Below are 14270 nucleotides of genomic sequence, written 5' to 3'. Positions count from 1 at the left end.
TTCTTATTTTTTAATTAATGATGCTTTTTATGTATTTAATTTTATTCTGTTTTTAAGCTATTAACTGGGTTTGCAATTGCAGATTTAATTGCCTGAAAACTAACTGTAGCCATTGCAATTAATATTGCTATAGTACCAGCAATAACAAAAATCCACCAATTAATTTCTATACGATAGGCGAAATCTTGGAGCCAGTTACTCATTAATAGCCAAGCTATTGGAACTGCTATTATTATTGATATAACTACCAGTCTTAAAAAATCTTTAGATAACAGTTTAACAATCCCTGAAATACTTGAACCTAATACCTTACGTACTCCTATTTCTTTTCGGCGTTGCTCTGCAGTATAAGCAGATAAACCAAACAAACCTAAACAAGAAATTAAAATAGCTAACAGTGCAAATATTTGAGAAAGTTCACCTACTAACTGTTCATTTTTAAACTTTGCGTTAAAACCTTCATCTACAAATGCATATTCAAAAGGATAAGCTGGGTTATGCTTTTTAAAAACACTTTCTATTTTAGAAAGCACTTCGTTTACAGGTTTCCCTGCTATAGTTTTAATAAACATAAAACGTGCAAAATTGGGGTTATTAATAAACATAACAGGGTCACTGGTTTTACTATACATATTTCCATATTGATAATCATTTGTAACTCCTATTACAGTGTAATTTTCGTTTCCTCTAGAAATCGTTTTTCCAATAACATTATCTTTTCCCATAAGATTAGCTAAAGATTGAGATATTATAAGACTAATACTATCTAGATCTACATTCTCCTTAAAATTCCGTCCTTCTTTTAGCTTAATTCCTGTAGTTTCAAAAAAGGATGAATTAATATTCCTAAATGAAATTAAAATATCTTCTGTATTTGTGCCTCCATCCCATTCAAAGCCAGAACCATTATTACCTCCATCTAATAGTCTAGAATTACTTAAAGCACTATTAACAACCATTCCTGTATTTTTTAAATCTTGAGAAATAACATTAAACTTATCTTTTATTTCTTCATTAGCTCTAATTCTTATAAGTTGCTCTTTATTATACCCAAGATCTCGGTTTTTAGCGTATTGAATTTGCTGATATACTATAATAGTACTTATAATAAATACAATAGAAACGGTAAATTGCCCAACCACTAATCCTTTACGAATAAAAGACGCCGAAGTATTTGTTGATTTAATTCCTTTTAAAACATCAACAGGCTTAAAAGATGACAAATAAAAAGCAGGATATAAACCAGCAAACAAACCACAAAACACTGTAATTGTTAATAAAAGGCCTAAATGAAGTGGTTCTGTTAAGCCTAACGTTAAATCTTTACCAATTAATAAATTAAATTGTGGCAACAAAATAAATAAGAATAAGACACTTACTATTGACGCTATAAAAGACATTATTAAGGCTTCTGCTACAAACTGAAACATTAATCGAGGGCGACTAGAACCCATAGCTTTTCTTACTCCAACTTCGTTCGCCCGTTTTTCACTTCTAGCAGTAGACAGGTTCATAAAATTAATGCATGCAATAAATAAAATTATCAATGCAATTATGGTAAATAGCCGTACGTATGTTATACGACCTCCAACAATTTTACCGCCTTCAAAACGCGAACGCAAATGCCAATCTTTAACACTATGTAGCCATGCATAAGTGTCTGGACTTTCAGCTTTTTCAGGAATTATTGCGCGAACACGCTCATCTACAGTCTCAAAATTTGCTTCAGGAGATAACTCTACAAAAGTATCTGAGAAATTACTACCATATTCGGTCATCCATTCTGCACCATCACTATAACGTTCAAATGGTGCTATCCAATTAAATGGAAACGATACATTTTTTGGTAAATTTTCAATAACTCCTGTAATTAAATAAGTATCTTTATTACTCATTTTTATTGTTTTACCAAGCACTTTTTCATTTTTCCCAAAAAGTTCTTCTGCAGTATCTTGGGTTAATACAATAGCCTCAGGATTATTAAAAGCTTCTTCCCTATTTCCTTCAATAAACTTTAAGTTAAAAATGTGTAAAAAATCCACATCTGCATAACGACCTCTTCTACTTATAGCATTATCACCTACCGTAAACAAACGTTCTTCATTACTAGATCTTGTAGCTCTTATAATGCCTGGGACTTCATTTTTCATATCCTGAGCCAATGGTCCTGGAGTTGAATAGAATGTTCGCCACTCGCCTTCATAATTTTGATTAGTTGGTAAATAAAAGACTTGGTCTTGGTTTTCAAAAGATGAATTAAAACTCATTTCATCTTCTACCCATAAAAAAATTAAACTAGCACAAGTAATACCTATAGCTAAGCCAAAAATATTTAAAAAACTGTAGCCTTTATTTTTACGTAAACTACGGAAGGCTATTTTTATATAATTTAAAATCATAATATTCGATTTTTTGATTGATATTTCTTTTTTACTTTAATGACAGCTTTACTCAGTCTTCAAACTTTTAGTTGGGTTAACAGTTGCCGATTTTAATGCTTGAATTCCTACAGTAAAAGATGCTATAAGTAGAGCTATGAATCCACTAAGTCCAAACATCCACCATTTTAGAGAAATACTATAAGCAAAATCCATTAACCAAGCATTCATAGAATACCATGCTATTGGAAAAGCTATAACAGAAGCTATACCAACAAGTAAAATGTAATCTTTAGATAGTAGTATTACAATTTTTACAACGCCTGCACCTAGAACTTTTCGAATTCCTATTTCTTTTATACGTCGTTTAGCCATAAAAGAAATAAGACCAAACATACCCAAACACGAAATAAATATTGTTAAAAGTGCTACCACATTTACCGTTTTCAACATGCCTTCAATTAATCGATATTGAGCACTAACCTTATCTGTTAAATATTGCTGTTCATATTGCCTTCTGGAACTTATATTATCAAATCTATTGGCAATAAATTCTTGAACATCACTCTCATGTCCTTTTGTAACTCTTACCGAAAGAAATTTATGGTAAGCTAAAGCATCTTTACCTCTATAAAAATGTATTAATGGTTCTATTTCATTTTGCATATCCTGATAATGAAAATCATCCATTACTCCAACTACAGAATAACCTACACCACTACTACCTTTCCCTTTTAATCGTTTTCCTTCAATAGATTCCCACCCTAAAACTTTCAACGCTGTCTTATTGATTATTACTGGGTAACTATCTGCTTTATCCAGATTTTCATCAAAATCTCTTCCCATTACCAATGGAATTTCTAAGGTTTTTAAATACCCATCGTCTGTACGTGCATACCTAGTACGCATTTCTGTATCTGTTTCAGGATCATAAAACTGAGTATAGGAAAAATTATAATTAGAAGGAACTACTTCACTAATCGAGTAATTTTTAACGTAAGGGTTTGATTCGAGTTTACTATATAGGTCATTAAGCTTTGATGTAGCAAATGCTTCATTTTTAAATTCTAAATCAATGTTTCCCACAATAACATTTTCTTTATTAAAACCTAAAGAAGCATTTTTCATAAAACCGATTTGGTTATTTAATATAATCGCAACACATATGAATAGAATAGCTATAGAGAACTGCAGAACAATAAATGAATTACGAACTAAAAAATTACTTTTAATTGTATTTAGCTTCCCTTTAATTCCAGTAGATATTGGTATTGAGATAAGCCTTAGTGTCGGAAGTATACCAACTATTAAAGTAACTACTATTCCCAACAAAACAGTAAATAAAATTACAGGATAATCATTTATTATATTAAAAGAAATTTTACCAAAATCTGCACCGTATATATTGTTCAGTTTGGGTAACAAAAAGCCTAAAAACAATAGTCCTGAAATAAAGATAGATACCAATACCAAGATTCCATTTTCAATACAAAATTGTACTATTATATGTTTCTTACTACTACCCAATATTTTGCGAACACTTATATCTTTAGTACGACGATGCATTGTAGAAGTATTTAAGTTGAGTAAATTGATAAGCACAATAAGTAATATAAATACCGATGCGGCAATACATCCGCTAATAATGGTATCAACTACCGGAATAGAATCGGTTCTCATACCTGCAAATGGCATTAGTTTTATCGATGCTATTAGATCTGGATCTTTATAATTTTTTTTGATTAATTCTTCGACACGACTTTCAAACTGTTCTATATTAGTGGTAGATCTTAGGTGTAAATAATTAAGTGAAAAACTATCGTTCCAGTTAGCTCGGGCTACGAAATCTGGATTATCTTCCAACAGTTCTGTAGGCATAAGAACACCAAGACGAAATGCAGAATAAGGACTTATAGACTCTAGAACTCCTGTCACATTTAGATTTAAACTATCATTTACCTTAAGGGTTTTTCCAACAGGATTTTTGTCTCCAAATATTTTCTGACTAACGTTATTTGTAAGGACTATAGAATACTTTTCTTTCAAAGCTGTCTGTGGATTACCATGTTTTAATGGCAAAGAAAAAACTTGAAAAAACTCAGGTTCTACATAATTTGTCCTTTCTTGAAATTCAGATTCATTATATTCTAGCCAAGGTTGGTTCCAGTTTTGCAAATGAGTAGCAGCAATAACTTCTGGTGATGATTTAATTATTTCTTTTAGCAACGGATATGGCGTTTGCTTATAGGCATCACCTGCAGTGGTTGTTGTTTTCAGGTAGTATATATTTTCTTGATCCTCAATATTAGAGTCTGCATTATAATATGCATATACCGAAAAAAACAAAGTTAAAACACTACCTATTCCTATACTTAAACCCAAGAGATTAAGTGTAGATAGCAGTTTGTTCTTTGACAAATTACGAAGGGATATTTTTATGTGGTTTTTAATCATTATGTTTTGATTGATTGATTGATTGATCTATTCTGTGCGTAAAGAATTTACAGGATTAGCTGTTGAAGCTTTAAAAGCCTGAATACTTACTGTTAGCATTGTTATAAACATAGTTAGTAAACCTGCTATTATAAAAACCCACCAGTTAATAGATATTCTATAAGTGTAGTTTGCCAACCAATTATCCATTAAATAATACGCTAATGGTGTTGCTATTATTAACGCTACAATTAGAAGAATAAAAAAATCTTTAGTTAGCATTTTCATAACGGTACTTACTTTAGCTCCCAACACTTTTCGAATGCCTATTTCTTTCTTTTTTTGTTCTGCCATAAAAGAAATTAACCCAAATAAACCTAGGCAGCTAATTAATATTGCTAGCGTTGTAAATACAACCGAAATATTTGCTAAACGTTTCTCTTCTGCGATTAGTTTTTCTGTTTCTTTATCTACAAATGTGTGTACAAAAGGCGTTGTTTTATTAGTTTGTTTCCAAACAGTTTCCATTTGATTAAGAATATTTTCAAAATCTTTGGTTTCTGTTTTAACTACTAACCATTCTAAGCTATTATCTAAATACATCATTAATGGCTCTACCGCTTCTTTTAAAGAAGCAAAATGAAAGTTTTCTGTTACTCCTACAATTTCATAGGTATCAGTTTCATTTTCATAAGCAGATAAAATATTAGATCCAATAGCATTTTCTAGTTTAATACCCAAAGCATCTAATGTTGCTTTATTAACTATTATCTGATTTGTATCTTCACTCTTTAATTCTCTCCCTGCTAAAAGTTTAGTCCCTACAGTTTTTAGATAATCTGAATTAACACCATTGTGTTTTACTAAGATTTGATTCTTAGAATCTCCTCCTGGCAAATGCGCTCCTAAATCGCCTCGAACAAATTGAGAAGGATATAAATTACAACCAGACACCGATTTTACTCCAGAAATCTGACTAATATTTGCTTTTAAAGTTTCGTATTGCGTAAAAGCTTCTTCTGTTCCTAAACGAATTGCTATTAAATTGTCTTTATTATAACCCATATCTTTATTTTGAGCAAAACGTACTTGCTCCGTAATAATAGATACAGTAGCTATTAAACCAATAGAAATAATAAACTGAAAAACAACTAATGCTTTACGAAATAATGTTCCGCCTGGTTTAAAAGCCATAGAACTTTTTAATATTCGTATTGGTTTTATTGAAGATAAAATTAATGCTGGATATATACCTGCTATTAATCCAGTAACCACGCCTAGAATCAATAAAATAACTAAAATTCTCCAATCTAATAATGCCGTATAATTTACATTACCCTGAGTTAATTGATTTACCAAAGGCAATAATAATACTGTAACTGGAATACTTATAAGTGTTGCAAATAGTGATAATAATACAGATTCTCCTAAAAACTGACCTATTAATGACTTTTTATCTGCTCCTATAGTTTTTCTAACACCTATTTCTTTAGCGCGTTTATTGGCTCTTGCTGTACTTAAATTAATAAAATTCACACAAGCTACCAGTTGTATAAATAAGGCTAGTGTAATTAATAAATATAAATAACTAATATCTGAAACCGGACCAATTTGTCTTGATATTCCTTTTGAATGCAAGTGAATGTCACTAACTTTTTGTAAAACAAGTTGTTTTTTAAAACCAACTGTAGCAAAATCTTTAGCACCTCTAGTATTTAAAAATGCTGGTAATTTACGCTCTACTAATGTCTCATTATCTGCTGTATTTAGCTTAACATAGCTATAAATAAAATTTTGAGTTGCAAAATTTTGATTTGTCCTAACAAATTCAGCTAGACCAGGAGTGTTCATTGTCACTAAATAGTTTGGGTTTATATGTGACTTTTCATGATTATCATCATCAAAAACACCTGTAACAGTTAATGTTAATTGTGCCTCACCACTACCTGAGATAATAGTCTTGTTTAAAGCAGGGACACTACCAAAGAGTTTTTTTGCTAAAGAAGAAGACAAAACTACTGTATTAGGCTTTACTAAAGCATTACTAGAGTTGCCTTCAATAAAATTGAACTTAAAGATATTGAAAACTGTAGCATCGGCTAAATAGCCTCTTGGTTCATAAAAACCATTGTTACTATCTGTTGCTCTAATTAATTCTTCTGTCCCTTCACCCATGTATACAAGTCTTGCAGCCTCTACCACCTCTGGAAAATCTTCTTTCATTGCAAACGCAATTGGTGGTCCACTTGATGCTGCATTAAATTGAGGTGTACTAGGATCGTCGATAATAGTTCTTACTCTATATATAGTATCTGCATTATCATGATGATTATCATAACCCAATTGTGCAAAAACATATATTAGAATACTCAAACAACATACAGTACCAATAGTTAATCCTAATAGATTAATTCCAGTTTGGAGTTTGTTTTTTTGAAGACTTCTCCAAGCAATTTTTAAATAATTCCTGATCATAATGCTTCGTTTTTTGATTGATTTTTGATTGATTTATTCTACTCTTAATGATTCTACTGGGTTTTGTAATGCGGCTCTTATAGTTTTATACCCTATAGTAAGTAAAGCTATAACTAAAGTGATTAGGCCAGCAGTTATAAAAAAACCTATATTAAGTGAAATTTTAAAGGAATATTCCTCTAACCATTTAGAGCTTGTCCACCATGCAATTGGTGTAGCAATTAAGAAAGCTAATAGTACAAGCTTTATAAAATCTGAAAGTAATAGTTTTAATAAACCAGTAACACTAGCGCCTACTATTTTTCGTACACCTATCTCTTTAGTTCTTTGATTTACCATAATCATAGAAATAGCAAATAAGCCTATACAACTAAGAATTATTGCGACAATTGAACCACTAGTTATAATAGTTGTTAATATTTTCTCTCTTTTTAATGTTCTATCTATATTTTCATTTAAAAAAGAGCCTAAAAATGGAGCATTAGGTTCTAAGTTTTTCCATACTTTTTCAATTTTATCAAAAGCAGAAACGGCATTAGCTGGATCAACCTCGACAAAAGCATAATAGTAATCAAATTTATTATCCATAAACATGGTTATAGGTTCAACCTGTCTTTTTAATCCTCTAAAATTGTAATCTTTTACAACTCCAATAACACTGTAATGTATACTATCATCAAAGGTTATTCTAACGTCTAAAGGGTTCTCTTTTCCGTATTCTTTAGCCATAGTTTCATTAATAACCATTGAAAGACTATCCATAGAAAAATTTCTATTAAAATCTCTACCAGCAACTAACTCCATTCCTAATGTTTTGGTATAATCATAGTCTACTGTTAAGTGATGTGTTTTAATTCTTTTACCTTCATAATCAAAACCAGAAATACTTGTATAGCCACTTCCATCTCTACCATAACCAAGATTATTATCGGCAGCGGTTATATTCAAAATTTCAGGGTCGTCTAATAAACTATTTCGTAATCTATTTAAAGCTGCATGACTATTTAAACTTCCATTGAATGGAAATGAGATAACATTATTTTTATCAAACCCTAAATCTTTATGCCTTAAAAAATCAAGTTGACTACTAAGTACTAATGTTCCACTTATTAGAAGTATTGCAATACTAAATTGTACTACCATTAAGGTATTTCGAAGACGATTGCCAGATCTAGCTTCCATTTTCCCTTTCAAAGCTTTTAAAGTTCCTAGCTTGCTTAATAATAATGCAGGATAACCACCAGCAATAATTGTAATTAATAAAATAACTGCTGATAGTAGGAAAAGTGTTTCTACCTTCATTATTGTATCAAATGATCCTGTAGTTCTAAAAAGAGTTTGAAAATCTCCCAGTAGCCCATAACTAATTAATAATCCTAATATTAAAGACACTGAAAATATAAAAACACTTTCTATCCATAATTGTATAAAAAGCTGAGATTTTGAAGCACCTAATGTCTTTCGCATACCTATTTCTCGAAGGCGTTGTGCGCTTTTAGCAATACTCATATTTATAAAATTAACACAGGCGATAAATAAAATTAGAAATGCAATACCTAAAATCATATATGGCATTGTATGCGAAACTTTTGCAAGTCCACCTTTAAAGGTTACAAATGCTTTATCTGAATATGGATATAATCTAAATTGGTAATACTGTCCATTTATATCTTCTTTAAGCCCGTCTCGTTTTGCATCGTCTATAGTTTCTTTATAATGAGTAGATACATAAGCCCTTGTACGTTCTTCAAATTGTTTTACTGTAACACCTTCTGCAAGCTCTAAGTACACATTATGATCGCGACTATTCCAAGAATCTATACTTTCCAGATAATCAGGTTTATTCTCAAAAGGTAATAGCATATTAAAGTTCATTGAACTCCCTTTAGGTATATCTTTCAAGATTGCTGTAATAGTAAATGGTTCTTTAACTTCAGTGTTTTGAATCATTATTGTCTTACCGACAACATCGTCTGTTCCAAATAGCATATTTGCTGATTCTTTAGTCAATACTACTGATGCTTTTTTTGCTAAAGGAGATTTAAATTCCCCTTTTAAAACAGGATATGTAAATAGTTTCAAAAAATCTTGATCTACATATGACACGTCTAATACAAGCTCTTTATTTTCTACAGCAACCAAAGTATTTGTTTCTAAATGCCTTGTAATTTTATTTATGCCTGGCACTTCGCTTTTTAAAGTATTAGCAAACGGTGTAGGATGAGATAGAGATGCTTTTGCTCCTTTAGAAGTTTGCTCTGTTGCATATACATGGTAAAGGTTATCCTTATTTTCATGAAATTGATCTTGTCCTAAATCATCAAGAGAAGCAATTGTTAAAAGTATTGCTACACAAAACGCCACTAAAAGACCTAAAACATTAAGAAATGTAAACACTTTATCTTTCCAAAGATTACGTATCGCTATTTTAATATATGTATTTATCATAATATTTGTTTTTCGATTGATGAGATGATGATTATTCTGTTCTTAATGAATTTGTGGGATTAGACATTGCAGCTTTAATTGCTTGAAAACTTACTGTAATTAATGTTACTATTAATGCTCCAAAACAAGCAATTGCAATAACATCCCAAGACACAGAAGTTCTATAACTAAACTTCTGCAACCATTGTCCCATTACATAATATGCTATAGGAGATGCTATAATAAGTGCTATAACTACAAGCTTAATAAAATCTTTAGATAGTAAACCCCATAATTGACTAATTGATGCTCCAAGTACTTTTCTAACACCTATTTCCTTTGTACGTTGTTCTGCAACAAATGATGCCAATCCAAAAAGGCCTAAACAACTTATAAAAATTGCCAAAGCTGTAAATACTTTAGCTAAACTAGCAATACGCTCTTCTGACCTAAACTTTGCATCATACTCAGCATCGACAAATTGATAATCAAATGGTGTTTCAGGAAAATTCTTATTAAAGACACTTTCAATACGTTCTAAATTTTCGCTAATACTATTTTGTGGATTTAATCTTAAATTATAGAATGCAATATTTCCATATTTTTCAAAGACATACATCGCTTGTTTCACAGGGCTATAAGGTGATTGAACTATCATATCCTCTACTACACCAATAATTTTTAAAGGTGGTTCTGGATTAGGGTCACCTATATCAGAATCTCTAATAAATTTACCTATAGGATTAATTAACCCCATATATTTAACGGCAGTTGAATTAAGAATTACTGCATTTGAATCTGTAGCAAATTCGCGAGAAAATCCTCTTCCTTCTTTTATTTTTAAACCTAAAGTCTTTACAAAATCATAGGTAACCGACGTATGCGCTAAATCTTCTTGAAAATTAACAGATTTTCCTTCCCAAGTGTAACCACTTCTATTAGACCATACTTCTGTTGTAGGGCTACTCAAAGTAGTCATACTCACAGCACCACCAGATGCAATAAATTGCGTTCGCATTATTTCATGTTTACCTAGAAATTCAGAACTCATTACTGGAATTTGTAATAGACCTTCTCTATCATACCCAACTGGTCTATTTTTACTAAACTGGATTTGATTCATTACAACCAGTGTTCCTATAATTAAAGTTATTGATACTGTAAATTGGGTTACAACTAATATTTTTCGAGGTAATGAAGAATAACGACCAGCTTTAAAAGTTCCTTTTAAAACGACTACTGGATTAAATGATGATAAGTATAATGCAGGATAACTACCAGCAAGAAATGCTGTAATTATTATAAAAGCGAATGAAAGAAGCCAAAATTGAACATTAGTCCATGGAAAGACTATTGCCTTGCTTGCTAAATTATTAAACCCATTTAAAAATAATAATACTATGCATAAAGCGAATACAAATGATAGAATAACAATCAAAAACGATTCGCTTAAAAACTGAGAAATAAGTTGCCCTCGTTTTGAACCAATTGATTTTCTAATACCAACTTCTATTGCACGTTTCTCAGAACGTGCTGTACTTAAATTAACAAAATTGATACAAGCTAACAACAATATAAACAGGCCTATAATTCCAAACAACCATACATTTTCAATACGTCCTCCTGTTTGCACTCCATTTTCAAAATCACTTCTTAAATACCAATCTTTCATTGGAAACAAGAACATTTCAGGATTGAATTCTGCTTCACCTGGAGCGCCAATTTTCTTTACGTCTTTTATTTTAGCAGAAACAGCTTCTATTGTTGTGTTTTCATTTATCTGTGCGTAACATTGAAATGAACTATTTCCCCATGCAGTTTTAGCTCTTTCTAACCATGGTTGGGTAGTGATATAATGTTTCCACGGCATTATATAATCCATCTCACTAAATGAATTATTTTCTGGTATATCCTTGTAAACTGCAGTTACAATTAAATCATCTTGATTATTTACTTTTACAATTTTCCCTATGGCTGTTTCTTTTCCAAATAATGCAGTAGCAGCAGACTTAGATAGCATAATTGAATTCTTCTCTTTTAAACCATGTCTAACTCCTTCAATAATTTTTAAATTCAGCATTTCTGTTATACCTTCTTGCATTGCATTTCCAAAACGATAAATATTTGTCTCTCCAAATTTTAGATACCTTGGTTGCTCCCAAGACGACATTATTATATGTTTAAAATTATCTGCATGATCCTGACGCAATGAAAATTCTAATGGTCGAGGAATTGCTGGTCCAGTATCTGTTTCCCCATTATTTGTTTCATTTTGATATACTTGTACAATTGTTGCTTTATTATCAAAGTAATTATTATAACTAAGCTCATCAAATATCCAAAGCCCTATAAGTATAGTAGCAGCCATACCAATGGCTAAACCAGAAATATTAATAATAGAATACACCTTATTTTTAAAAAGGTTTCTAAATGCGATTTTAATATAGTTCTTAAACATGATGATTGATTTACTATTCGTTTATTGATTGATTGATTAATAACTATACTAAGACGTTTTCTGTTACTTTTTGCCCATCTAGCATTCTTATAATACGATGACTATATTTCGCATCATGCTCACTGTGTGTTACCATGATAATAGTAGTTCCTGCTTCATTTAATTCTATAAGCAAATCCATCACTTCATTACCATTAGTACTATCTAAATTTCCTGTTGGTTCATCTGCAAGAATTAATTTGGGGTTATTAACTACTGCTCTTGCGACCGCAACTCGTTGCTGTTGACCTCCAGATAATTGTTGTGGAAAGTGATTACGTCTATGCATAATTTGCATTTTTTCTAACACCTCTTCTACTCTTTTTTTACGTTCTGCTGGCTTAACTCCTGTATAAATTAGTGGCAATTCTACGTTTTCAAAAACGGTTAATTCATCAATTAAATTAAAGCTCTGAAATACAAAACCTACATTATGCTTACGTAAATCTGAACGCTTACGTTCATTATATCCAGCAACTTCTTCTCCATTAAACTTGAAGCTTCCTCCATCTGGATCATCTAATAATCCTAAAATGTTTAACAAAGTCGATTTCCCACAGCCTGATGGTCCCATTATAGCTACAAACTCTCCATCTTTAACATTAAACGACAACTTGTTTAATGCTATAGTTTGTACTTCTTCTGTTCTATAAAATTTTTCTAAGTCAGTTATCTGTATCATTATGTTTATATCTTTTATTGATTGATTTTTATTTTAATATTAATTCTTCTGTATCACCAAAACTGTCATAACTAGAAGTCACTACTTTATCACCTGTACTTAAACCTTCTACAACTTCATAGTATTCTGTATTTTGACTACCTAAACGAATATTTACTTTATATGCAGAGCTTCCATCTTCGCTTATTTTAAAGATCCAGTTTCCTCCAGTTTTTTGAAAGAATCCGCCTTTATCAACTAATAAGGCTTGCTTTTCTGCACTTAAAGCTACTCTTATTTGTAAATTTTGACCACGGCGTATACCTTCAGGAACGTTGCCTTCAAATTGCATATCAACTTGAAAACGTCCACTATTAACTTGTGTGAATACTTTTTTAATTATCAAAGTATATGGCTTATTGTTTATAGTTACTGTTCCTGTCTGGCCATTATAAATTCTAGAAATGTAATGTTCATCTATATCTACACGTACTTTATAACCACTTAATACATCTACTTGTCCTAAACGCTCTCCTTTAGTTTTAGACTGTCCGATTTCTGCATCAAGCGCAGTAAGTTGTCCATCAACTGGTGCACGCACAACCAAATCGCCTACCTTCCTTCTCATTAACTCTAAAGCACTTTGAGTTCTAGCGTAAGAACTTCTTGCCTGATTTAATTCTTGCTTAGTAGATGTAGAGTCTTGACTTAATACTTGCTCTGCCAGTTTCATACGTTCTTTTTGATAATCGTAGTTATTTTTAGACGACTCATAATCTTGGCGCCCAATAGCATCCTTCTCATACAATCTCTTGTTCAATTCATAAACTCGTTTCGCTTCAATTAAACTGTTTTCTACATCTGTAAATTGATTACGCCTATTTATAGTATTTTGTCTAGCAGAGTTTTGAGAAATCTGCATTTGTGTTAATAAATTGTATACCGAAGTTTCTTGGTTGATTAAACTTAATTCTAAATCTGTATTAGATAACCTTAAAATTGGCTCTCCCTTTTTCATAATGGCTCCATCTTCTACAAATTTTTCTTCAACACGACCGCCTTCTAAAGCATCTAAATAAATAGTTGTTATTGGCAATACAATACCATTAACTGGAATATTCTCTTGAAACACATCTTGCTTAATTGTATTAATAGTAATACGCTCTTTTTCAACGTTTAATTTTGAACCTCCTGAAGATTTTATAAGCACAAAAATTATTAGTGTTAAAATGAGTAAACCACCAATAAAAATAGCTATTCGTGATTTTGAAAATTGTTTCTTTTGAATTGGTACGTCCATTATTAGTTTTTTAAATACACTAATTACATAGTCAAGATGATGCCAAAACATCAATTAATTGATTATCAGATAGTTATTCTTTTTCTTTAAAATAGAAGT

7 protein-coding genes are annotated in these 14270 nt (G+C 31.1%); all 7 read right to left on the bottom strand.

The window, feature by feature from the left end; all coding sequences use genetic code 11:
* Positions 1-41 precede the first annotated feature (41 nt).
* The 7 genes from Q0997_RS17085 to Q0997_RS17055 all read right to left on the bottom strand — a co-directional run bounded on the left by Q0997_RS17085 (position 42) and on the right by Q0997_RS17055 (position 14171).
* Positions 42-2399 carry an ABC transporter permease gene (locus Q0997_RS17085; RefSeq protein WP_299890986.1) on the bottom strand — a complete coding sequence of 786 codons (2358 nt, stop codon included), beginning with the start codon at positions 2397-2399 and terminating at the stop codon, positions 42-44.
* Positions 2400-2447: 48 nt separating this feature from the next.
* Complete coding sequence (locus tag Q0997_RS17080; protein ID WP_299890984.1) at positions 2448-4796, bottom strand: ABC transporter permease; 2349 nt, start codon at positions 4794-4796, stop codon at positions 2448-2450.
* Positions 4797-4859: 63 nt separating this feature from the next.
* A complete protein-coding gene (locus Q0997_RS17075) occupies positions 4860-7286 on the bottom strand; it encodes an FtsX-like permease family protein (RefSeq protein ID WP_299890982.1) in 2427 nt (808 codons plus the stop codon).
* 33 nt (positions 7287-7319) lie between these two features.
* Positions 7320-9734, bottom strand: a complete 2415-nt coding sequence (locus Q0997_RS17070; protein WP_299890981.1) for an ABC transporter permease — start codon at positions 9732-9734, stop codon at positions 7320-7322.
* Between the two features lie 31 nt (positions 9735-9765).
* Positions 9766-12171, bottom strand: coding sequence for an ABC transporter permease (locus Q0997_RS17065; protein ID WP_299890979.1), 2406 nt, complete (start codon positions 12169-12171; stop codon positions 9766-9768).
* Between the two features lie 43 nt (positions 12172-12214).
* Positions 12215-12892 carry an ABC transporter ATP-binding protein gene (locus Q0997_RS17060; RefSeq protein WP_299890977.1) on the bottom strand — a complete coding sequence of 226 codons (678 nt, stop codon included), beginning with the start codon at positions 12890-12892 and terminating at the stop codon, positions 12215-12217.
* A gap of 28 nt (positions 12893-12920) precedes the next feature.
* A complete protein-coding gene (locus tag Q0997_RS17055) occupies positions 12921-14171 on the bottom strand; it encodes an efflux RND transporter periplasmic adaptor subunit (RefSeq protein ID WP_299890975.1) in 1251 nt (416 codons plus the stop codon).
* Positions 14172-14270 lie beyond the last annotated feature (99 nt).

It is taken from the genome of uncultured Lacinutrix sp. (assembly GCF_947500325.1).
Taxonomy (GTDB): Bacteria; Bacteroidota; Bacteroidia; order Flavobacteriales; family Flavobacteriaceae; genus Lacinutrix.
The sequence above is the reverse complement of the archived record's forward strand: the minus strand, read 5'-3'. Positions and strand labels throughout refer to the sequence as shown.